This window comes from Collinsella sp. AF38-3AC, assembly GCF_003474365.1.
GTDB lineage: Bacteria > Actinomycetota > Coriobacteriia > Coriobacteriales > Coriobacteriaceae > Collinsella.
On sequence record NZ_QROM01000015.1, the window covers coordinates 22,645 to 45,488 of the forward strand.

The following is a 22,844-nucleotide window of genomic DNA, read 5'->3' on the forward strand; positions in this document are numbered from 1 at the left end:
ATTATAGAGGAGGAGTCTGCCCATGCCGGGTAAAAGCCTAGAGAACATGCACGTAGCGGTCTTGGCGGGCGGTCATTCCGCCGAGCGCGAGATCTCGCTCAACTCGGGAAAGAACGTCGTGGCGGCACTGAAGGAAGCCGGCTACACCTCGGTGGAGCTGCTCGACACCGCCGCCGATGACTTTATGGTAACCATGGCGACCGGCGGTTTCGATGTGGCATTTATCGCCATGCACGGCGCCGGCGGTGAGGATGGCGCCATACAGGGTGCCATGGAGACCCTGGGTATCCCCTACACGGCCTCGGGCGTGCTTGCCAGCGCCTGCGGTGCCGACAAGGAGGTCTCTAAGCTCCTGTACGCCAAGGCGGGCATTCCCATTGCCCCCGGCCTCGCGCTCGAGGTGGGCGATGAAGTCGATACCGATCATATCGTCGAGGTTTGTGGCGAGCGCTGCTTTGTGAAGCCGGCCGTCAACGGTTCCAGCTATGGCATTTCCCTGGTCCATGAGTCCTCCGAGCTGCCCGCGGCAATCGCCAAGGCGTTTGAGTACGGCGACAAAGTGCTGATCGAGAAGTGCATCGAGGGTACCGAGATCACCGTCGGCGTATACGGTGAGGACGACGTGCGCGCCCTGCCGATCGTCGAGATTCGTAAGCCCGAGGACTGCGAGTTCTACGACTTGGACGTAAAGTACGTCGATCCCACTGACATCCATCGTATTCCGGCGCAGATCTCGCCCGAAAACTATGCGCGTGCCCAGGAACTTGCCTGTGCGGCCCATAGGGCACTCGGTTGCTTGGGCATCTCGCGCAGCGATTTTATCGTGAGCGAGGACGGCCCCGTCATTCTCGAGACCAACACCATCCCCGGCATGACCGATACGTCACTGTATCCTGACGAGATTCGCCATACCGACGACATGACGTTCCCGCAGGTGTGCGACAGCCTAATCCGTATGGGTCTTCGTCGAGCGGGCGTTGCATGCTAATCGAGGACGCTGTATCTCCTGGAACGCCACAGTTTGTCATCGACTCCTATGCCACGCTTGCAGAACGCGCAAAGACACAATCGTTTGGCCTCATCGAAGAGGACGTTATCGTCCTCGATACCGAGACCACGGGTCTTTCGGTACAGGACAACGAGTTAATTGAGATTTCCGCGGCCCGTCTTTCGGGCCGCGAGATCATCGACCGCTTCGATACCTTCGTGCATCCCAAGCAGCTGATTCCCACCGAGATTACCGAGCTCACTAGCATTACAAATGCCGATGTGGCAGATGCCCCGTCGGCCGTTGAGGCCGTCGCCGCTCTCGCCGATTTTGTCGGTGGTTGCCCGGTGATCGCACATAACGCCACGTTCGACCGCTCGTTTATCGAGTCGGTCAAAGGCGGCGTCAACGTCAGCGATATTTGGATCGATTCGCTGGCGCTGTCGCGCATCGCGCTACCGCGCCTGGCCTCGCACAAGCTGTCTTTTATGGCCGATCTGTTTGGCTGTGACTCGGTATCACACCGTGCCAATGCCGACGTCGACGCCCTGTGTGGCGTATGGCGCGTGTTGCTCGTGGCGCTCACCGACTTGCCCCAGGGCCTCATGGCGCGCCTAGCCGACATGCACCCGGGTGTGCCTTGGTCCTATCGTCCTATCTTCTCATTCTTGGCGGGGCAGAACCCTGGCTCTATCTTCTCTCTCAGCGCCGCTCGTGCTGACGTTCTCAAGGCCGACCGCGCCGACGATCGGGTGGACGCCGACGAACTGCCGGTCCTCAAGATGCCGAGTCGTGAGGAGATTGAGGCAGACTATGCGCCGGGTGGCCTAGTCAATCGCATGTATCCCACCTACGAGCCGCGTGATGAGCAGATCGCGATGGCGCTCGAGGTCCGCGATGCGCTGGCCACGGGCACTCATCGTGTAATTGAGGCGGGCACAGGCGTCGGCAAATCGATGGCCTATCTGGTGCCTTTTGCCGAGGCAGCACGCCGCAACAACATCACGGTTGGTATCGCGACTAAATCGAATAATCTCGCCGACCAGCTCATGTATCATGAGCTGCCCAAACTTGCCGAGCAGCTGGACGGAGGCCTATCGTTTTGCGCCCTCAAGGGCTATGACCACTATCCATGCTTGCGCAAGCTTGAGCGCATGAGCCGCGGCCAAGTCGAAATTACGACTAAGCGTGATCCTGCCGATACGCTTACGGCAGTCGCGGTCATCATGGCGTACGTCTGCCAATCAGCCGATGGCGACCTCGACTCGCTCGGCATTCGGTGGCGCAGCGTCAACCGCCCCGACTTTACGACGGCTTCGCGCGAGTGTGTTCGTCGCCTCTGCCCGTTTTTCCCTGATAAATGTTTGGTCCACGGCGCTCGCCGTCGTGCGGCGCATGCCGATGTGGTGGTCACCAACCATTCCCTGCTGTTCCGCAATGTCGCGGCCGAAGGCAGGATTTTGCCTCCGATTCGTCATTGGGTAATCGACGAGGCCCATTCCATCGAGCGCGAGGCTCGCCGTCAGTGGGCGCGCGTGGTGTCGGCGGATGAATCACGCGTTCTGTTTGAGCGCCTGGGCGGCTCGAGCACCGGCGCGCTAAGCCAGGTTTCCCGTGATTTGGCAACCTCCGAGGGCTCTACGCTCTATCTGGGCCTTACTGCCAAAGCGACCTCGACGGTTTCGCGTGCGAGCATGGCGATCGCCGACGTGTTTGATGGCGTTCGCGAGCTCGGCCGCCGTGCCCGTGGGGGTTATGACAATGCCAATCTATGGATTGGCCCCGAGCTGCGCGAATCTGACGACTGGCATGATTTCTTGCAGTCGGCCTACACTGCCATCGACGCATTGGAACAAGCTGACAAGAGCGTCGACGCGCTGGTACAAGCCGTCGCCGCCGACAAGCCCGAGGTTGTTGTCGACCTGGGTGAAATCTCGCGCCGCCTGCACGAGCTGGCCGAGAACCTCAAGCTCATCATTGACGGTACCGATGAGCACTACGTGTATTCGTTGCAAGTCAATTGCAGGCTGCGTGCCGGCGGCGAGTCGATGACCGCGGAGCGTATCGATATTGGCGAGGCCTTGGCAACCGAGTGGCTGCCCGAGGTCCACACGGCTATCTTTGCATCGGCGACCATGACGGTTTCCAAGAGCTTTGAGCACTTTAACCACGCCGTCGGCCTCGATCGCATCAGTGCCTCGATATCCTCATCGCTGCACTTGGACTCGAGCTACGACTTCGATTCGAACATGGCTGTAGTCGTTGCGGGCGATATCCCCGATCCGCGCGATCGTGAGAGCTATCTTACGGCGCTCGAGCGTGTGCTGGTCGACGCGCATCTTGCCATGGGCGGCTCGGTGCTCACGCTGTTCACCAATCGGCGCGACATGGAAGACCTATACGCCCGCGTTGAGCCCAAGATGGCCCGTGCGGGTCTGGAACTCAACTGCCAGCAGCGCAACTCATCTCCTCGCCGTCTGCGCGATCGCTTTATCAACGAACCGACCTCGTCACTCTTTGCGCTTAAGGCCTTTTGGGAAGGGTTTGACGCCAGCGGCGAGACGCTGCGCTGCGTCATCATTCCCAAGCTGCCGTTCTCGAGCCCCACAGACCCGCTCTCATGCGAGCGCAATCTGCGCGAAGATCGCGCTTGGGCGCGCTATTCGCTGCCCGAGGCGGTGCTTGAAGTCAAGCAGGCAGCCGGTCGCCTTATCCGCTCATCGACCGATTGCGGCGTACTCATCTTGGCCGACCCGCGCCTGGTGACGAAGGGCTACGGCAAGAAATTCTTAACGTCGCTGCCCACGAGTTCCTATCAGCGCATCGAATCGGCACAAATCGGGCACTATCTACAGCTGTGGCGCGCACGCCACGAACGGCGCCGCTAAAGCGGACAGACGAGGGATTTTGCCATATCGCACAGACGCTCTGACAGGGCGGGGTCATCCAAGATGCGGATGGCCCCGCCCGCTGCGATTACCTGGCTCAGTAGCCAACGCTCGGAGCCATAATGCACGGTTAGCGTTGCCGTGTCTGCCCCGCCGCGCTCGATGAGGGTGACGCCGGCCCAGTCCAGATGCTCCGCCATATCGAATGGCATCAAGAGCTTTGCGCTACGCTGCGTCCGGGCAAGGGAATCGTGGAGGGATGCAACGTCCGGTGCGTGAGGCACGACGGAGTCTTCCGTCAGGGCGAGTCCCTCGATTTTATCCATGCGATAGGTGCGCTGCTCATCGACCGCGATGTCCCAGGCAATCAGGTATGTTTGGTCGCCGTTTGCCGTAATGCGCAAGGGGTCGACCAGACGCTCGCGTGGCCGTGCATCGTCCATCGAGCGATACGAGATACGACAGCGAACGCCGTCCTGAATGGCGCAGCTCAGCTGCTGCCAGTGCGACCCGCGGTTGACGGTGTCAAAGACGCGCTGGTTATAGCCGAGCTCTTCGGGTAGAAGAGCAGATCGAATCCGAGCCGCCGTCTGCGGCTCGATCCCCAACGATTCAAGTTCATGGTTGAGCACAGCGCCCTCGGCGGCACTCAGGCGCAGCGGTAACACACGCCCGGCGTCACCGGTGAGGACCACACGCTCGCCGTGGCATTCGCAGATGATGCGCGCACCCGATTCTCGATCAGCGAGTGTCGAGACGATCTCGAGAATCTCGTCGAGCGACACCCCCGTGATGTTAAAGCGACTGCAAATCTCGGTTCGAGTCATGCCGTTCTCGCCGGCGGCGTAGAGGGCCTCCATGATGTCGATGGCGCGCGAGAGCCTCTGCTCGCTGGTGAGTTTACGCACGGGCATGCTCGTGCACCGTCCTTTCAATGAGGTGGTTCCACGCCTGTTTGAGCGATTTGGGGGCCACGGGCCTCATGCCGTCCATGGCGTGGGCCATGCAAAATGAAGCGGCGGCTTCAAGGTCGCGCACGTCAACGGTCCAGGTCCATCCCAAATCGGTGTGTGCGAGCTCGCCGCGCCCGCGCGTGAGACCGTTGATCATATCGATCTGCGTCTGAGGGGCGAACGAGAACGTAGCTGCAACGGGCGGTCGGTCGGCAAAATCGAACTCAAAGAATAAGTAATCGTTGAGGTTGAAGTCCGCAGGGATGGCGTAGGCCTTCGAAGGACGCCAAGCGCGAACGATACGGTCGCAGCGGAATGTCCTGATGTCGTCGGTGACATTGTCGAGGCCGCAGAAGTACGCCACGCCCTCGCGCTCGAACATGCCGTAGACGCAAACGGTCCGCTCGCGTTGCTCGCCGCGTCCGTTTTGGTACAAAAAGCGCAGCGCGCAACGCTCGGCAAAGGCACTCCATACCGCATCGACGGCGGGAGAGCGGCGGATCGGTGCTTCGTCCACCGCCGTCCCACCGGTGAGGTAGGCAATTTTGGAGCGAATATCGGCAAGCGGCGCGGCAAAGGTGGAAGAGCCGGCCGCTAGCGTCTGGTCGATGGCGTTGAGTAGGATGTCGGCGTCGCCTGCGGTGATGAGGCCACCTGCGGCAAACGTGTGCTCGCGGTCGATTGTCCACGAGCTTTCCTCGGTCTCCTGCGCACCGGCGGGGCGAACCTCCTTGATTAAGATGCCACGCTCGAGCAGTTTGTCACGATCGCGCCGAAACTTGCGCTTATCCGAGTCGATGTTGCCCGAGCCATATCCCAGGTCAGAATCCAAGACGATCTGCTCGGTCGTCAGCGGTTCGGGGGAGCTGTTGAGCACAAAGAAAAGATTGAGGATGCGCTGAGCCGTTTTATCGAAACTGGGCTCCGAATTCCCCTTTTTAATTGTCGCGGTCGTGTCGCTTGCCGTCATAGAGTCCTCGCATGAGAAGGTGGTTTGCTGCCATGATTTTAGTCCGATATGGAGATTAGGCTATATCCTTGTCCGCTCGGGGCGTTAAGATGGCCCGAATTCGGTCGTTTGCGCTCGCTCGGGGTATACTTTCGACTATATACGGTTCTAATGTGCATGCATTGGGCCTATTTGTCGGATTATGGATGTGGAGCGCACATGGCGAACACCCAGAACTATATTAACCACCTGCTGCAGAACACCGGCATTACGCCGGCATGCAGTGAAGAAGAGCGCTTGGCTGCCGAGGATATCGCTCAGATCTTCCGCAACCACGGCTTTGATCCCGAGGTTCAGGAGTTCAATGCCCCGGCGCCCAGTAGGTTGGCATTTGCCGTTACCGGTATTCTTGCGTTTGCCGGCGCCCTGCTGATGGGCATCGGCGGCGGTATCGGCTTGGTCGGCACCTTGCTGGCCATTGTCGGTGCCGTGCTCTACGTGCTCGAGCGCACGGGCCACCCCGTGGTTTCGCGCCTGGGCAAGACGGGCGTGAGCCAAAATGTCATCGCCTACCACAAGGCCTCGGGCCCGCTTGCGTCTCCGCGCAACCGCCCGGTGGTCGTTGTCGCACACTACGACTCTCCCCGCGCTGAGCTGCTTGCCCGCGAGCCTTATGCTTCGTATCGTGCGCTCATCGCCAAGTTGTTGCCCGTTGCCACGGTTGCCCCCGCTGCCGTTGCCATCCTGCGTATCCTGCCGCTCCCCGGCGCGCTCAAGGTTCTGCTGTGGATTGTCGCGATCCTCGCTTCCCTCGTTGCACTTGCCAACGCGGCAAACATCATCTCTAACCGCCACATTCTTCCCTATACGTCCGGCGCGGTGTGCAACAAGTCTTCTGTCGCCGCTATGCTCGGCGTTATGGACAACGTTGCTCCCTTCCAGGGCGAAAACGAGTTTCCCGACGATGCTCCGTTCGATACCTATTTTGGGGAGCAAAAGCGTCGTGCCGAGGAAATGGCGCGCGCAGCGGCGGAGTATGCCGCGGCCCAGCAGCAAAACGACTACGGCAACACCATCGAGTATGAAGAGCCCACCTACGCCGAGGACGAGTTCGGTCAGCCGATTGCTCCCGACGCTCAGGCCGAGCCCGAACAGGGTGAGGCTTTCGACGAGCAGATCGAGGGCTTTGAGGGTGCGTCTGCCGACGAGACGCTGATTGGCGCCATTGTGCCCGAGGATCAGAATCAGGCTGTCCAGGCCGAAGAGTTCAATGACGAGGTTCCCGCTGTCGAGCCGGCGGAGGAGCCTGTCGCGCCCGACCCCGAGCCCAAGCTCTATCGCAATGCCGCCGGCAACATCCGTTTTGGTTCGGATGCCATCCGTGCTCTCGGAATGCTTCCCGAGTCCTGCACGCTCGATTACGAGGAGGGCGAGGAGCCGACGTTTGAGTCCGAGCCTGTCCCCGTCGTGACTGCGCCTGCGCCCGTTGCCACCGTGGATGATGAGTCTGCCGCGGTTGCCGCTGCCGTTGCCGAGCCCGAGGCAGTGTCCGCGATCGATCCCGCTGCAGGACTGGACGTTTTGGCTCCCGCCGCGCCGGCGCAAGACGTTGCGGACGAGTCTGACGACGATTACGTTGAACAGCCGAGGCTCGTGTCTTACGAGAGCGATACTGATTTCTCAGCCGAGATTCCCGCGGCAACGCCCCATGCCGATATCGCATCCGCGTTCTCTTCGATTGGCGCCAGCGCTTCCAACTTCTTTAAGAGTGCGCTTGCAAAGGGCAAGAAATTTGTCGACGATTTCGAGGAGAAGCGCGCTGCCGCACGCGAGGCTGCCGAGCAGGAGGCTATCGCTCAGCAGCAGGCAGCCGAGGCGGCACGTGAGCTCGCGGCGCAAGAGTTCGAGCAGAACGAGGCTATGCAGTCCGTGCCCGTCGATGCCGCCGAAGCTACAACGTCCTTTGAGTCCCAGCAGCCGACGTCCGCGGATATTGTTGAGGCGACAACGTCTTTCGAGGCTCAACAGCACGTCGATAGCACCATGTCGTTTGATGCCGCGCAGTTCGATTCCACGATAACGTTTGAAAAGCAAGGCACCGCGATTGCCGAGCCCCTTCCTGTTTCCGATGAGCAGGGCGATGCGGCAGACGATGACGAGCCTATTGATGCTGCCGAAATCCAAGATGCCGCCGAGGACGAGCCCGTCGAGGCCAACTCTGACGAAGAGCAATACGCGACAGCCGAGCAAGATGATTCGACCGAGGTCGAGCAGGAAGAAGTGCCTGCGGTTTCCGAGGCTCCCGAGATAGATGAGTCGAGGCCTTACTCCACGCAGATTTTCACCATGCCGACCCCGAGTGGTTCCGGTGCCACGGTTGCCGATGTTGCTCCCACCCAGGACGAAACGGTCGATTCCCTTATGGCCCAGATTTCCTCCCAGGCATCGCCGCGTCCGCAGATGAATGTTCCTGATCCGGCGTCGGCTCCGTCGCCTGCACCTTCCTCGTCTCCGTTGGCTTCGGTCCCCGATCCGTCGCTGCCGTCGATGAAGCAGGCAAACGTTGCGTCTCGCACGTCGCTGTTCGACCTTCCCGACCCCTCCGCACAGGCCAACGACCCCTTTGCTACCGCTCAGGGTCCCGAACCCACATCGGCACCCGTTGCGCCTCCTATGCCCGTTGCGTCGGGCGCTCAGCCGATCGAGACCATTTCGGCTCCCGCCCCGGCGGCACCCAAGTCTCGCAAGCGCGGCCTGGGCGGCCTGTTCGGTCGTAAAAAGAAAAACGAACAGGACAGCATGAGTGATTGGCTGGGCGTCGAAGACGATTACGATGCCAAGAAGTCCGGTCGCGGCATCGGTTCGTGGGATAATTTCGAGGACGATAACGATGGCTGGAAGGGCGGCGCTACGTCTTCCGACGGCGCTTCTTCTGAAGATATGCTCTCGGCTGTCGCCTCTATGGGCGATGATGAGCTGCTCGGTCACGATATCTGGTTTGTGGCAACGGGCGCCTCGGATTGTGATGGCGCCGGTATGAAGGCCTTCTTGGCTTCGCATCGCGATAAGCTCCGCGGTGTATTCTTCATCAATCTTGAATCCGTCGGCGCCGGTAGGCTTTCGGTGGTGACGATTGAGGGCGAACAGCAGCTGCTCAAGGGCGATCGCCGCATCATGAACCTGGTCAGCAAGGTGTGCAAGTCGTTCCATGTCGATTGTGGCGCGCTCGAGATGCCCTATGCCAAGACCGATGCCTACGCCGCGCTCGAGGCGAGCCGCCGAGCCCTCACCATCGCCGGCGTGGACGGCACGCGCCTGGCTTGCGCTCGTACCGAGGACGACCTGCCCCACAATGTCAACCCGACGAACATTGCCACGGTATCCGAGGTCGTGACCGAGGTTATCCGCCGTTCGTAGACGGAGCTCTAAGGAGTCAACGTGTTTTCGTATATTAAGCGCCATTGGCCTGTCTACGTGATTTTGACCTTGATCGCCATTGCGTTAGGATTTGGGGCTGCCTACATCGTGGGTGCGAAGGGCTCGACCCCCGCCTCCGCAATCAGCGAAGAGGTGGAGCAAGAACAGAGCACGGGTGCCGATGGGATTCCTGAGTCCGAGCAGGCAATCGTTGATGGTGGATCTTCGTCTGCAGGGTAGATACGGCGATTTAAATGATTGAAAGCGGGCGAGCCGGGGGACTGGCGCGCCCGCTTTTTTATCGCGCTAGCGCTTCTTTGGGATCGACCTAAGGCGAGCGAACCATATGGCTGCGGCACCCGAGGTCAGGAGCGCAGTGATGCAAGCGGCGATGGGAACTGATCCTGTTGCCGGTAGGTCCTGCGGTAGGGTACAGCGTTGAATGACGCGGTCCTCGTCATGTGACTCAAGTTTATCGCCGCCGCCGTTGCGGCAAAGATCGACGCGCGCGCTGTTGGTGAGTGCGGTTTGGGGCGTATAAGCCGACGTTGCCTGCATGTGCACGACTGCGCTCCGAGCGTCTGTGCCAAGGATTACTTTGGCATCGTCAAGGTCGTCGTGCTCATCTTTGAGATCATCATGGGTCCAGGAATCTGTATCGCTTCGAGTCGTAAAGTCGGCGGCTACCGCACCGTATTCAATGCGAATGCCCGTTACGATGGTATTGGATGCAAGGTCGAGTTCTTTCGCCTCGAGTGTGGTGGATTCTGTGGTCGAGACATCCGCCTTCCAGAGGTGCCAGCCGTCGTAATCGACGAGGCGGCAGTCCTCACCAAGGCTCTCCTTTACCTCGTCGGACTTAAGCCAAGGATTTTCGTGCCCATCGTCAAGTGTCGCGTTTGCCGTCTCATCGACGTCTGTCGAGTCCAACGGCGTCGTGCGATACCACACGTTGCACAGACCGTTGAGGTCGCCGATGGCGACGGGAGTTTCGATTGAGACGAATCTCGCCGTATCGTCCTCGGCACACTCAAGATCATCGGTAATCGTTAATTCATCAACCCAGGTAGCTGAATCGTTTCGAGCGTCGATGGTATAGGAGAAAAGTCCGTCCGTATTGGTTTGCGTTGCGGCGCGATTTTTACCATCGCCGTTGGCCAGCAGACCCTTCCCGATAGGTTGGACAATCTCCTGACGCTTGTCGACCTGTCCTTTGATCTCGATGGGCGCATCCTTCATCGCGACGGATTGGACTTCTCCCGTATCCTTTATTTCAAACGTTATCTCCTCGGCAAGGTCATAGGTCCGCGGAGACATCATTTCGCGCAACGAGTAGGTGCCGGGTGCAAGATGTTCGACGCGGTGCGGCTTGTCGGATGAGGTCCAGGAGTCTATTTCGGTTTTATCGGGACCATATAAGGTGAGCTGTGCACCTTCCACTTCCTGCTCACCACTTGCATCGACCTTGGAGATATCAACCTTGGTGTAATCGTTGGATACGTTAAGCCGTGCCTCCACAACGGGTGTTTTCTGGTCGGCATAAGTAAGGTCGACAATATGGGATGTCCGATCGAGTAAGAAGCCTGCCGGCGCTTGAGTCTCGACAACCTCGTAGCGCGCGGTACCAGATCCCAGCGGGAGGTCGTCCGCGCGTGCTTCTCCAGCTTCATCCGTCATGACAGTAGCGACAGTCTCACCGTCGAGCGCGGCAATGCTACCGTCGGGGCGCACGATATCACCCGAGGCGCGGATCTCAAAGATGGCGCCCGCGAGGCTGCTGCCGTCTACGGCATCGGTTTTAACGATCCTGATGTTTCCGGTCGCGGCGTGGTCATAATACGAGACGATTGCAACGGGCGTTAGGTTCATGTCGGCGGGTATGCTTACCTCGATCTCTTTGCCGACGAGATAGGGCTCTTTGGCCGAGGTTTCGCGTACATAATAGGTGCCCGGCACGAGCGATTCGGGCAGTGTGATGGTCCCGGTCGCGTCAGTCGTAAAGGTGTCCATTACGTTATGTGCTGGATACCAGCAAGTTTGTGAGACAGGTTCGTGATTGCTGTCTAGTAGTTGGAAGGTGAATCCGGCTAGTGGAACAGAAGCGCCTGTTTGGGCATCGCGTTTTACAATTTGGAGATGCGTCGACAGAGCGTGGTTGTCCACGATATATTGAAGCTCGGCGTCGTCGGAAATCTGATTGGCCTCGACGGTCCATTCCCCTGCACGTTTAAAACCCTCGGGGACGGTTTCCGGAACCTCGCGAACGGTGTAGCCGGCGCGGTCGTATGGGATGGCTCCGTGGACACCGGCGGGTCGCTTGCCTGCGCCAAACCATGCTTCTGACTGATCTTTGGTGGAGGCAAAGCCATAGATGTTTGTGGTCAGCGTGCCAACAACCTGCTGAGAGCTGTTGCTGACAACCTCAAAGACAACACCTCCTGCCGGCTGCTCCAGGCCGGATTGATCGCTATTGCCGTAGTCCTTGAATTTGGAAATCTCAAGGTCAAACGCAATGGGGATATCGGAAACGCGAGATTCGATCTCGACCACGCCTGAATCGCCGAGCTGGTCGGCTCCAACGGTATAGGTCCAGCTGTCATTGGATGGCAGGTAGCCCTCGGGGGCTTTTGATTCATAGATGGTAAAGGTTCCTAGGGGGACATCGGTGAGGGTGGCTCGACCGCTTTCGTCGGTCGTGAGGATTTGCGCCCATCCGGGGGTTGATTGCGACACACACGTGAACTCTGCTCCTGCGAGTGAAGATCCCACCTGGGGGCCGGCATTCGTCGCGGCATCGAGTTTTACGATACACAGGTTGATGGTGCCGGGCTGTTCATCAATGGTGACCTGTCCACCGTCATTCCCCGTGGTAAAGGCGATGCGATCACGACGGGGGACATAGCCGGCCGGCGCCTTCGTTTCAACTAGGTAGTATGCCGTATTGGGCAGAAGTGCTGCCTGCGCTCGACCGTTGCCGTCCATCTGGATGGTGCCGACACGTGCGTCGCTGGCGCTCTCAAAAACATCGAATGTTGCCCCGTCAAACTGATAGGTATTGTTTCCGCTGGTAATAACGGTGTTCGCAGACTGCTTTTGGAAGGAAACAGAGACCGCCGGCAGTACATAGAGCATGTCTTGACGTTTGCTGCCGCCCGATACGGTTCCTAAATAGCGCCGCGCGCGGTGTGGAGCGGCTTTGATGCTTCCTGATTTTGCGTTGTCGTGGAGCCACCGCGCAGCCGCCACGACTTCATTGTCGGCGGTAAAGTGCCCACTCTTGGTTTTGCCCTGAGCGGTCGTGTAGGAGTAGGTGCCGTCGACATGGGTAGTGCCGTTGAGCATCCATACGGCAAGCTGGGTGGCGGCGCGGGCGCGATCTGGTGAAAGATGATAACCGCCAAACGACGTGGCGGTAGGATATCCGTGACAAACGATTGCCGCGAACTCGTCGTCGAGCCACACCCAGCCTTGATCAAAGTTGAGCCATGGGCCGCCCGGCTTGGTGGGCCCGGGGCGTTCCTGGTTCATGCAGTAGGCAATCGAGGCGTCCTGAGCTTCATATTTGCCGATGAAGAAGGGTCCACAATCGTCGCTAATGGTGCGGAAGCCGAGCTGATCGTAGCCATCGACGGCAAATGCGGCTCCCGGTGCCAGGCAGCCGAAAAGCAGGAAGAGGAGCAGGAGCAGCGGACCTGTTGCGATTGCGCTGTGGACAGAGTGCGTGGGTGCGTTGGACATGGCTGCTCCTTATCCCTCGTGCGCCGCACGGGGAGGCTGCGGCGCGTAGGATGAGGCTACAGCCGAGGTTCATGCGGGTAAGTACCGGAGCCTGACCAAAAGCTTGCCCAATTCCTGACAAATTGAGCTCAAATACAACAATCAGACAAAAGCGCAGGTAGAAGATAAGGAGAACAGGAGGTCAAAGGTCCTCGTCTCCACAATTGATGCGATTTTCAAACGAATCTCCACAGCTAAAACAAGCATCGCCACCCTTGTATCGAACAAGACAACCGCGTTATACTAGCCAACACACAAGCGGGCATCGCCAAGTGGTAAGGCATCAGCTTCCCAAGCTGACACTCGCGGGTTCGAGTCCCGTTGCCCGCTCCAGTTAAGAGCACAAGCACGGCACCATCACGGTGCCGTGCTTTTTTCAATAAAGTGCCGGGACTCGAACCCGACAGGGTGCGAGCGTAAAGCAAACGCGAAGCGTTTGTAGCGAGCAGGCGAAGGCGCCGGCAGGCGCCTGAAGCCGGTGCGGATTTGCGAAGCAAATACGCGGACGTCCCGTTGCCCGCTCCCCCAGCAAAGGGAGACGCTGGGACACACGGCTCGACCGGGTCTCCTTCAGCGGTTCCGTGGACCGGAGCATGCCGACCGCAGCCGGTGCGGATTTGCGAAGCAAATACGCGGACGTCCCGTTGCCCGCTCCATCGAGCATGGGAGACCTCGGGACGGCCAATTCAACAAAGCCTCCCCATCGTCTCCGTGAATCCGAGGAGATCGCCCACAGCCGGTTCGCGTCCGCGACGCGGGCGCGCGGACGTCCCGTTGCCCGCTCCAATTCCAAAATGTTAGGTTCATGCCTACTGTCCATACTTGCACCTGCGCACGGTACAATGGTTGGGTTACGACCAACGTGCCAATAACCAAAAAGGAGCCGCTATGATCGATCGCTATACCCGCCCGGAGATGGGACACATCTTCTCCCTCGAGAATAAGTACGCCATTTGGCAGGAGATTGAGGTCCTGGCCTGTGAGGCCCAGGCGGAGCTCGGCAAGATCGGCATTTCTAAAGACGAAGCCCAGTGGATCCGCGACCACGCCAACTTTGAGAAGGCAAAGGTCGACGAGATCGAGGAAGTCACGCGCCACGACGTTATTGCTTTCCTGACCAACATGAAGGAGTACATCGACGCCGATGTCCCCGAGGGCGACCCCAAGCCCAGCCGCTGGGTTCACTATGGCATGACCAGCTCCGACCTGGGCGATACGGCTCTGTGCTACCAGCTCACCCAGGCCTGTGACCTGATTATCGAGGACGTCAAAAAACTCGGCGAGATTTGCAAGCGCCGCGCCTTCGAGGAGCGCAACACGCTCTGTGCCGGTCGCACCCATGGCATCCATGCCGAGCCGATGACCTTCGGTATGAAGTTTGGCTCTTGGGCCTGGGAGCTCAAGCGCGATCTGGATCGTCTTGAGGACGCTCGCAAGAACGTTGCCTTTGGCGCCATCTCCGGTGCCGTCGGCACCTACAGCTCCATCGAGCCGTTTGTCGAGGAATATGTCTGCGAGCACCTGGGCCTGGTCCACGATCCGCTGTCCACGCAGGTCATCAGCCGCGACCATCATGCCTACCTTGCCGGCGTCCTTGCCACTACAGCGGCCACCTGCGAGCGCATTGCTACCGAGGTCCGCAACCTGCAGAAGACCGATACGCTCGAGGCCGAGGAGCCTTTCCGCAAGGGCCAAAAGGGCAGCTCCGCCATGCCGCACAAGCGCAACCCCATCACCATGGAGAAGGTCTGTGGCCTGTCGCGCGTCGTGAAGTCCAATGCCCAGGTTGCCTTCGACAATGTCGCCCTGTGGCATGAGCGCGACATTTCGCACTCCTCTGCCGAGCGCGTCGCCCAGGCCGATAGCTTTATCGCACTCGACCACATGTTCCAGTGTCTTATCCGCGTTATCGACGGCCTGCAGCTGTATCCGGCTCGCATGATGGCCAACCTCAACAAGACTCGCGGCCTCATCTTCTCCTCCAAGGTCCTGCTGGCCCTCGTCGATACGGGCATCACCCGCGAGGATGCCTATGCCATCGTGCAGGAAAACGCCATGGCTACCTGGCACGAGGTGCAGGATTGCGTCTCCGGTCCCACCTTTAAGGAGCGTCTCGAGGCCGACCCGCGCTGCACCGTCAGCCAGGAGAAGCTCGACGAGATCTTTGATCCGTGGGACTTCCTTACCCGTATCGACACGGTCTTCAATCGCCTGGAGCAGCTGAGCTTCGAGTAGGTTCGGGCATAACGTTAGCTTTTTAGGGCGCTTTGCTGGTAATGTGTGTTGCCGGCAAAGCGCCTCGTTGCATTTAGGGAAAGACGGGGATAATAGTCGTCTCGAATAACATTCTGAGAGGGGATCGCATGATTTCGTTTGATTACAAGCCTCAGGGCGTATGCGCTCGCAATATTCACCTTGACCTGTCCGATGACGGCAACAAGGTGGTAGGCGTCGAGTTTACCGGTGGCTGCAACGGCAATCTCAAGGCTATCTCCAAGCTGGTCGAGGGCGCTCCTGCCGATCGCGTCATCGAGGTTCTCGCTGGTAATACCTGCGGTATGAAGAAGACTTCTTGCGCCGATCAGCTCACGCGCGCTATCGAGGCCGCTCGCGCCGAGATCGCCTAATGAGTATCGCCGACCAGATCAAGAACGGAATATCGCGCCGCGGCTTTGTGCTCGGAGGGGCTGCCGCGGGCGCTGCCACGGTGCTTGCCGGATGCTCAAAGAAAACGGGTACCAGCGACGACGCTGCCGGCGAGCCACAGGTTATCAAAGACGACTCAAAGATTATCTCGATTACGGATGAGTATGAGGCCGTCGATATCGATCTTGAGCCCACGGCTTCATGGACATTGCCCTTGGGCACGCTACTGTACTACTGCGATGGTGACTACGCTGCCGCGATGATGGCGCCTGCTTCTGCCCTGCATGCCAATACGCTTGGTGTGCTCAACCTGGGCGATGGCTCGCTCACGACGCTTATCGAGGATCCCGTCGAAGGTACGGGGTATTCGTTTTACGATGTCCGCGCCGGCGATGGCGCGTTTGCTTGGGTCGAGATGAACTTTGCGAACTCGTCATGGAAGCTCTATGCGCAAAGTATGGCAGGCGCGTCGCTTGTCGGCGATGTGGTTGAGCTCGACCGAGGCGGCAAGGACTACGATCCGCCGATGTTTACGGCGTTCGAATCGTCTGTCATTTGGTACAAGATGCCCTCAACGGGCGGAAATAAGACGAGTAGCGATTCGTATTGCTACCGCCGTTCGCTCGATGAGGCAAAGGTCGAGACCATTTGGAAGTCAACGGGTCGCTTTGCATCTGCCCCGCGCGTGAGTGACGGTATCTTGACCATATCCCCGCGCGTGCGCAATGACGAGGGTGTCTACTACGGCATGACGGCGATTGACCTGACGGACGGCAACAATACCAAAAGGGCTCAGCTGGTCCTTCCCTCCTCGGTGTCTCCCTTTGAGGCCGTATATATGGGTGACACATTTGTGTTCTCCATCGAGGCGACCTATAACGGCGTGGGAAGTCTTGGAAACATGGGCACCTATATTGGCAACGAGAACGGGACCTTCCTATTCCTGTCGCGTGAGCCGCTTGCATGTGCTGCCGGCAGGAAGAACAAATATCTGGTTAAGGTTCAGGCATCGCATTTTCTGATCGATACCTCCGCCAAAACCTATGGCTCGCTGCTGTCGCCCGACCGCGCCCTTGAATATGGCGATTATCCAGCTACGGCGGGTAAATCGAATACGTTTTTGACCTATGCCACGGTACGCAACAGCCAGGGAATCCCCGAGACGGTCACTGCCCGCCTATTCTCTCTTTAGTACCGAGGGGTTAAAAAGGCGCCAACGGGGGAATAAACGCGTTGTAATTGTGAGTACCGCCCGCCGAGCCGCCGCACTGCAGCGGTGCTCGGTGGGCATAGGTGCGTTAAAATGGGCTTGTTCTTAGCTAATTGAGACAGGGGGGCCGTGTTATGGCTTCAGATGCAAAAAAGATTCTGCTGGTCGAGGATGAGAAGGCAATCCGTGACGCTGTCGCTGCCTATCTCGAGCGCGAGGGCTATTGGGTTGTGGGCGTGGGCGACGGCCAGTCTGCTATCGAGGAGTTCGAGAAGCATCAGTTCGACCTGGTCGTGCTCGACCTCATGCTCCCTAAGATTCCCGGCGAGCGCGTTTGCCGCACCATTCGCGACACCTCGGATGTGCCTATTATCATGCTTACCGCCAAGGGCGAGATCGAGGACCGTATTATCGGCCTCGAGCTCGGAGCCGACGACTATCTGATCAAGCCGTTCTCGCCGCGCGAGCTTGTTGCGCGCGTTCGCGCTCTGTTCCGCCGTGCCCATCAGGCCGACGAGCCCGCCGTCGAGGTACTCGACTTCGGCGATCTGGTCATCGATATCTCGGGCCACAAGATTTTGGTCGAGAACAAGGAAGTGGACCTGACCGCTTCCGAGTTTAAGCTGCTCACCACGCTTGCTCGTCATCCCGGTCGTGTCTACAACCGTATGGAGCTGGTTGAGAAGGTTCTCGGCTACGACTTTGAGGGCTATGAGCGCACCATCGACAGCCACGTGAAGAACCTTCGCGCCAAGCTGGGCGACGACCCCAAGAAGCCTAAGTGGCTCTACACCGTCCACGGTGTTGGCTATCGCTTCGAGGCCCCGGCCAAGACCGATAAGGCGGACGAGAAATAGGGAAATCACATATGACACCTGCGCGCTTTGAAATCGGACAAAAGCACAAGCAGGAGAACGAGGCGGGTTCCAAAGCAAGTTGGAACACGCCTCGTTCCGATTCACGGCCAACGATGAGCTATCCCTCGCGTATGGCCCTGGCTTTTGCCCTGACGTCGCTCATGACGGTATTGGTGCTGGTGGGCGTTGTCTCCGTTGTATGGGGCACCGTCTTTTCGGATTACACGCGTTCCAATATCGTTGAGATCGCCAATTCTGCCGCCGAAAAGCTTGCGACCTCGTACGAGGAAAACGGCAATTGGACGGCGGGCGAGCTGCGCACGGTCGCGACATCGAGTTTGGTGTCCGACGATCTGGGCATGCAGGTCGTCAACAAAAAGGGCGTGATCGTTTATGACGACTCATGGCCTTCGGCAAGTGCGACCGCCGATGTGCGCGAGAGTGAATCGGCGTCGAGCAGCTCGAGCGGTAAAAAGGCCTCGCATAGCCCGGTTTCGTCGGCGCCCACCGACTCCGATAGTGTTGCCAACGTCGAAATCATAACGTCTTCCGGCGAGCATGTCGGACAGGTAAAGCTATGGGCCATCGGCTCCGACGCCCTGCTCACCAAGGCAGATTCTGCGTTTAGAGAGAAGACCTTTAACGCCATGGCCCTTGCCGCGGTTGTGGCAGTCTGCATCTCGGTCGTTATCGGATCGCTCATGTCGCGCATGCTCACCAAGCCGATTCATCGTATTACCAGCACGGCCAAGCAAATTCGCGATGGCGATCTATCCGCTCGCACGGGCTTGCGCGGCGATGACGAAATCGATCAGCTGGGTGAGACCTTTGACGAGATGGCCACCTCGCTCGAGAAGGATATGAAGCACGAAAAGCGCCTGACCTCGGATGTCGCGCACGAGCTTCGCACACCGCTTATGGCCATGCTTGCAACGGTCGAGGCCATGCAGGACGGCGTGTATCCCACCGATGATGAGCATTTGGAAACCGTTGCTTCCGAGACGCGTCGACTTGCCCGTCTGGTGCAGCAGATGCTCGACCTGTCGCGCATGGAAAACAGCACGGCGCCGCTCAACCTTGAGCAGGTGGACATGGTCCCCTTCGTGCGCTCCATCGTCAACGCTCAGGAGCGCCTGTTTGTCGACCGCGATCTGCGCTTGCGCTTTGCAGACGAGACCCAAGGTCACGATGATGTCGTCGAGGCCGACCCCGATATGATCACGCAATGCGTCATCAACCTCATGAGCAACGCCATGCGCTACACCCCCGAGGGCGGTTGGGTCGTGGTGTCGGTGCTCAGTGACCGCAAGCATGTCAGTATTGCCGTTTCGGATACCGGTATCGGCATTGCCAAGGACGATCTGTCGCGCATCTTCGGCCGTTTTTGGCGCGCTGATGCCAGCCGCGCCCGCGAAGCTGGCGGCCTGGGCGTTGGCCTCGCCGTGACCAAGCAGATCGTCGAGCGTCACCATGGCTACATATCCGTGGAGTCGGAGCTTGGAAAGGGTACGACTTTTACAATTCATCTGCCCCGCGAGCACACGGCGGACGCGGCATCTACTACAATGGAGCACTAGCTTTTCGCTATTCGGTGAAGGAGGAGCCGCGTCCCTGCCGCTCCGAGTTTGCGAAAACGTGTGGGAAAGAACCCGCATTTCTGTCGTATTTAGGTAAGGAGTGACTCACGTGACAACGATGGAGCGTCGTCCGGATTCCCGTGGCAAGGTTCGTGATATCTACGATGCCGGTGAAAACCTGCTGATGGTCGCCACCGACCGCATTTCTGCGTTCGACTTCATTCTTCCCGACGAGATTCCGTTTAAGGGAGAGGTGCTCAATCGCATCTCGGCGTTCTGGTTCGACAAGTTTGCCGATATCGTCCCCAACCATCTCGTCTCCATCGACCCGGCGGATTTCCCCGAGGAGTTTGCTGAGTATCGTGACTACCTCGCTGGCCGTGCCATGCTGGTTAAGAAGGCCCAGACGATTCCTATCGAGTGCATCGTCCGCGGCTATCTGACCGGTTCGGGCAAGAAGACCTACGACGAGAACGGCACCGTCTGCGGCATCCAGCTGCCTGAGGGCCTGACCGAGGCTTCCAAGCTTCCCGAGCCGCTGTTCACGCCGTCCACGAAGGCCGAGATCGGCGACCACGACGAGAACATTTCGTTCGAGCGTTGCTGCGAGATCGTGGGTGAGGACATCGCCGCGCAGATTCGCGACCTGTCCCTCAAGATTTACAAGGCCGCTGCCGAGTATGCCGCGACTCGAGGCATCATCATTGCCGACACCAAGTTCGAGTTTGGTGTCATCGATGGCAAGGTCACGCTGATCGATGAGTGCCTCACGCCCGACTCCAGCCGTTTCTGGCCTGCCGCCAGCTACGAGGAGGGCAAGATCCAGCCTAGCTACGACAAGCAATTCGTCCGCAATTGGCTCAAAGCCAACTGGGATATGACGGGGGAGACCCCACACCTGCCCGCCGAGGTCATCGATGGCACGTCCGAGCGCTATCGCGAGGCCTTCCAGATCATCACGGGCTCCCAGTTCACAAGCATGAAGGAGAACGCATAAGTGAGTACCCGTAGCGCCACGAACAAGCGCACGCAATCCCACGAGGTTACCGGGGTTGCGCGCAAGTCCGCCGCATCTGCTAAACCCGCCCGCCAGGCAGCGAGCTCCGTTCGCGTCGTGCCGGCTTCGTCTAAAGCTCGCCGCAAAGAGCTCGAGAAGGGTGAAAACCTGGAAGGCCTTTCCAAGGAGGAGAAGCGCGCCCGCAAGGCCAAACAGCGTGCTCGCGAGGATCGTATCTACACGGTGTCGAATATTCTTCTCAAGCAGGACGAGGACTACACCAAGCGCCGTCGTATCTGGTGGGCCGTGCTCGCCATCGGCATGGTACTCGTCGTGGCAATTGGGGCTTCGCTCTACTTCGCTCCCGGCGGCACGGTGTCCAGTCCCGTCCAGATGGTCGGCATCATTTTGTCCTATGTCATCATTCTGGGTGATTTTATCTACGACTTCGTTCGTATTCGTCCCCTGCGCAACATGTACCGCACGCAGGCCGAGGGCATGTCCGAGAACAAGCTCAACGCCCTTATCGAGCGCGCGGCTGCCGAGGAGGACAAAAAGGACTCCAAGAAGAAATAGCGTTTGCATTCATACTTATCGCTAAGATATAAGGCGCGTCGTTTTTGCGGCGCGCCTTTTTTACTGTTCTATAGATAGATGGAGTGGCACATGATTCGAGCTGCCCTGACGGTTGAAGAGGCTCTGGAGGGCATGAAGGCCCTGGAGCCCAAGATTAAAAACTACGCTCGCCTGGTTGTCTGCAAGGGCGTAAACGTCAAGCCCGGCCAGGAAGTCGTCGTTCAGTCTCCGGTCGAGTGCGCGCCGTTTGCGCGCGTGGTGGTCGCGGAGGCCTATGCTGCCGGCGCCGGCCACGTGACGGTCATTTGGGCCGATGATGCCGTGACGAGGCTCACGTACGAGCATGTCGATAAAAGCTATTTTGAGCAGACGCCCGAGTGGAAGCGCCTGCAGCTGGATTCCCTGGCCCAGGACGGTGCCTGCTTTATCTTTATCGAGGGTGCGGATCCCGCAGCCCTCAAGGGCATCGATCCAGCCAAGCCGGCCGCGGCATCCAAGGCGAGGAATACGCAGTGCAAAGTTTTCCGCCGTGGGCTGGATTACAACATCAATCCGTGGTGCATCGCCGGCGCTCCGGTCGTGGCTTGGGCGCACGAGGTGTTCCCGGGAGACGCCGATGAGGTTGCAATCTATAAGCTGTGGAATGCGATTCTGCACACCGCTCGCGCCGATGGCCAGGACCCGGAGAGCGACTGGGAACTCCATGACGCCGCATTCGAAAAGAACCTGCGTTTCCTAAACGATAATCAATTTGATTGCCTGCACTACACCGCTTCGAACGGAACCGATCTGACGATTGGCATGACGAAAGGTCACGAGTGGGCCGGCGGCAAGGGCAAGACGCCCGATGGACATCCCTTCTTCCCCAACATTCCCACCGAGGAGGTCTTCACTTCGCCCGATCGCATGCGTGCCGACGGTATCGTGTATTCGGCCATGCCGCTCATCCACCACGGTAACAAGGTCGACGATTTTTGGATTAAGTTCGAGGGCGGCCGTGTGGTGGACTACGACGCCCGCGTGGGCAAGGCGACGCTTGCGAGCATCATCGATACCGATGAGGGCGCTGCTCATCTGGGAGAGGTCGCGCTCATTTCCAAGAACACGCCGATCCGCGAAAGTGGCGTTCTGTTCTACGATACGCTCTATGACGAGAACGCCAGCTGCCACCTTGCGCTGGGTGTCGGCTTCCCCGAGTGCATCGAGGGCGGGTATGACATGTCCAAGGAGGAGCTCCTGGAGCATGGCGTTAACGTCTCGAGCACGCATGTCGACTTTATGATCGGCACGGACGACATCGATATTACGGGCATTACGCCTGATGGACGTGAAGTTGTGATTTTCCAGAACGGCCAATGGAGTTGGGAATAGACCCAGACCGTGGTACAATGCCACCCGCGGGCCGTTAGCTCAGCTGGCAGAGCAGGGGACTTTTAATCCCAAGGTCCAGGGTTCGAACCCCTGACGGCCCACCATAGAAAAGAAAAGCGACTGGCGGATGCCGGCCGCTTTTTTGTTGCAGGTACACGGGTTCGAACCCGTCGGGGCGCGGAGCTGAGTAAACGCGTGAGCGTTTGCCAGCGCAGCGCGCAAGGCGCGAAAGCGCCGCAGCGGCCGCCTGCGGAGCAGGCTGAACCCCTGACGGCCCACCATAGAACAGAAAGCGATTTACTCCGGTTGGTCGCTTTTTGTTGCCGAGCCACGGGTTCGAACCCGAACTTCTCTATATATAAGAACGCTTGGCGAACAAAACCTGCCTTTTACCGACGGGAAACAAATAGCTGATGCTTTTGGAGTAAAGTGGCGCTACAGAGATGACCGATGCCTTAACACCTATAAACCAGCTGGTCATCGCCAATATCAGAAGCTCTTGCTTCGAATACGGCCTCAGTGAAGCAACTGAGGGTTCTATTCATTTGTGAACAAAATATGGAGTGCGTGATTCCCGCCCCCGGCGCCCCTCCGGTCTGGCAATATATCTCCTTGCCGCGCGGCCCGGTCGAACCGGA

At 59.0% G+C, this 22,844-nt stretch carries 15 protein-coding genes and 2 tRNA genes; 14 read left to right on the top strand and 3 right to left on the bottom strand.

Features of this window, described 5'->3' with window-relative positions; translation table 11 throughout:
• Positions 1-22 precede the first annotated feature (22 nt).
• Entirely contained in the window at positions 23-988 is a 966-nt protein-coding gene (locus DW029_RS08565; protein WP_118345791.1) for a D-alanine--D-alanine ligase, read from the top strand.
• Positions 982-3,876 carry a helicase C-terminal domain-containing protein gene (locus tag DW029_RS08570; protein WP_118345792.1) on the top strand — a complete coding sequence of 965 codons (2,895 nt, stop codon included), beginning with the start codon at positions 982-984 and terminating at the stop codon, positions 3,874-3,876. The genes DW029_RS08565 and DW029_RS08570 overlap by 7 nt, the downstream gene beginning before the upstream one ends.
• On the opposite strand, the gene DW029_RS08575 is transcribed toward DW029_RS08570, so the two are convergent.
• The gene (locus tag DW029_RS08575) at positions 3,873-4,790 is read right to left on the bottom strand and encodes a YafY family protein (protein WP_117763249.1); all 918 of its coding nucleotides are present in this window, start codon (positions 4,788-4,790) and stop codon (positions 3,873-3,875) included. The genes DW029_RS08570 and DW029_RS08575 overlap by 4 nt on opposite strands.
• Positions 4,777-5,799, bottom strand: a complete 1,023-nt coding sequence (locus DW029_RS08580; protein WP_117763248.1) for a YafY family protein — start codon at positions 5,797-5,799, stop codon at positions 4,777-4,779. The genes DW029_RS08575 and DW029_RS08580 overlap by 14 nt, the downstream gene beginning before the upstream one ends.
• A 198-nt stretch (positions 5,800-5,997) precedes the next feature.
• Here DW029_RS08580 and DW029_RS08585 point away from each other — a divergent pair, with 198 nt between their 5' ends.
• The gene (locus DW029_RS08585) at positions 5,998-9,195 is read left to right on the top strand and encodes a hypothetical protein (protein ID WP_117763247.1); all 3,198 of its coding nucleotides are present in this window, start codon (positions 5,998-6,000) and stop codon (positions 9,193-9,195) included.
• A gap of 21 nt (positions 9,196-9,216) precedes the next feature.
• Entirely contained in the window at positions 9,217-9,435 is a 219-nt protein-coding gene (locus DW029_RS08590) for a hypothetical protein (protein ID WP_117743380.1), read from the top strand.
• Between the two features lie 66 nt (positions 9,436-9,501).
• On the opposite strand, the gene DW029_RS08595 is transcribed toward DW029_RS08590, so the two are convergent.
• Positions 9,502-12,933: a SpaA isopeptide-forming pilin-related protein gene (locus DW029_RS08595; protein WP_118345793.1), complete on the bottom strand. Its 3,432-nt coding sequence runs from the start codon at positions 12,931-12,933 to the stop codon at positions 9,502-9,504.
• Positions 12,934-13,230: 297 nt separating this feature from the next.
• Between DW029_RS08595 and DW029_RS08600 the strand changes: the two genes are divergently transcribed.
• The 10 genes from DW029_RS08600 (at position 13,231) to DW029_RS08645 (ending at position 22,310) form a co-directional block, all read left to right on the top strand.
• Positions 13,231-13,305: transfer RNA gene (locus tag DW029_RS08600), tRNA-Gly, on the top strand.
• A 555-nt stretch (positions 13,306-13,860) separates the two neighbouring features.
• Positions 13,861-15,207 carry an adenylosuccinate lyase gene (purB, locus tag DW029_RS08605; protein WP_118345794.1) on the top strand — a complete coding sequence of 449 codons (1,347 nt, stop codon included), beginning with the start codon at positions 13,861-13,863 and terminating at the stop codon, positions 15,205-15,207.
• A gap of 128 nt (positions 15,208-15,335) precedes the next feature.
• Positions 15,336-15,599, top strand: coding sequence for a TIGR03905 family TSCPD domain-containing protein (locus tag DW029_RS08610; protein ID WP_117629999.1), 264 nt, complete (start codon positions 15,336-15,338; stop codon positions 15,597-15,599).
• Positions 15,599-16,810, top strand: a complete 1,212-nt coding sequence (locus DW029_RS08615; RefSeq protein WP_118345795.1) for a twin-arginine translocation signal domain-containing protein — start codon at positions 15,599-15,601, stop codon at positions 16,808-16,810. The genes DW029_RS08610 and DW029_RS08615 overlap by 1 nt, the downstream gene beginning before the upstream one ends.
• A 152-nt stretch (positions 16,811-16,962) precedes the next feature.
• Positions 16,963-17,685 carry a response regulator transcription factor gene (locus DW029_RS08620; RefSeq protein ID WP_117734830.1) on the top strand — a complete coding sequence of 241 codons (723 nt, stop codon included), beginning with the start codon at positions 16,963-16,965 and terminating at the stop codon, positions 17,683-17,685.
• 11 nt (positions 17,686-17,696) lie between these two features.
• Positions 17,697-19,262 (top strand): cell wall metabolism sensor histidine kinase WalK, encoded by a 1,566-nt coding sequence (locus DW029_RS08625; protein ID WP_117734831.1) that lies wholly within the window; start codon positions 17,697-17,699, stop codon positions 19,260-19,262.
• 118 nt (positions 19,263-19,380) lie between these two features.
• Positions 19,381-20,259, top strand: coding sequence for a phosphoribosylaminoimidazolesuccinocarboxamide synthase (locus tag DW029_RS08630; RefSeq protein ID WP_117743382.1), 879 nt, complete (start codon positions 19,381-19,383; stop codon positions 20,257-20,259).
• On the top strand, positions 20,260-20,835 hold the full coding sequence (locus DW029_RS08635; protein WP_118345796.1) for a hypothetical protein: 576 nt from the start codon (positions 20,260-20,262) through the stop codon (positions 20,833-20,835).
• A gap of 90 nt (positions 20,836-20,925) precedes the next feature.
• Positions 20,926-22,206, top strand: a complete 1,281-nt coding sequence (locus DW029_RS08640; RefSeq protein ID WP_117734834.1) for an aminopeptidase — start codon at positions 20,926-20,928, stop codon at positions 22,204-22,206.
• Positions 22,207-22,234: 28 nt separating this feature from the next.
• A tRNA-Lys gene (locus DW029_RS08645) sits at positions 22,235-22,310 on the top strand.
• Positions 22,311-22,844 lie beyond the last annotated feature (534 nt).

Excerpts from the sequence above, each read along its gene's own strand:
- DW029_RS08595 (WP_118345793.1), bottom strand. The coding sequence starts at position 12,933 with ATGTCCAACGCACCCACGCACTCTGTCCACAGCGCAATCGCAACAGGT.
- DW029_RS08630 (WP_117743382.1), top strand. The coding sequence starts at position 19,381 with ATGGAGCGTCGTCCGGATTCCCGTGGCAAGGTTCGTGATATCTACGAT.
- DW029_RS08615 (WP_118345795.1), top strand. The coding sequence starts at position 15,599 with ATGAGTATCGCCGACCAGATCAAGAACGGAATATCGCGCCGCGGCTTT.
- DW029_RS08570 (WP_118345792.1), top strand. The coding sequence starts at position 982 with ATGCTAATCGAGGACGCTGTATCTCCTGGAACGCCACAGTTTGTCATC.
- purB (WP_118345794.1), top strand. The coding sequence starts at position 13,861 with ATGATCGATCGCTATACCCGCCCGGAGATGGGACACATCTTCTCCCTC.
- DW029_RS08565 (WP_118345791.1), top strand. The coding sequence starts at position 23 with ATGCCGGGTAAAAGCCTAGAGAACATGCACGTAGCGGTCTTGGCGGGC.
- DW029_RS08620 (WP_117734830.1), top strand. The coding sequence starts at position 16,963 with ATGGCTTCAGATGCAAAAAAGATTCTGCTGGTCGAGGATGAGAAGGCA.
- DW029_RS08585 (WP_117763247.1), top strand. The coding sequence starts at position 5,998 with ATGGCGAACACCCAGAACTATATTAACCACCTGCTGCAGAACACCGGC.
- DW029_RS08640 (WP_117734834.1), top strand. The coding sequence starts at position 20,926 with ATGATTCGAGCTGCCCTGACGGTTGAAGAGGCTCTGGAGGGCATGAAG.
- DW029_RS08575 (WP_117763249.1), bottom strand. The coding sequence starts at position 4,790 with ATGCCCGTGCGTAAACTCACCAGCGAGCAGAGGCTCTCGCGCGCCATC.
- DW029_RS08580 (WP_117763248.1), bottom strand. The coding sequence starts at position 5,799 with ATGACGGCAAGCGACACGACCGCGACAATTAAAAAGGGGAATTCGGAG.
- DW029_RS08610 (WP_117629999.1), top strand. The coding sequence starts at position 15,336 with ATGATTTCGTTTGATTACAAGCCTCAGGGCGTATGCGCTCGCAATATT.
- DW029_RS08625 (WP_117734831.1), top strand. The coding sequence starts at position 17,697 with ATGACACCTGCGCGCTTTGAAATCGGACAAAAGCACAAGCAGGAGAAC.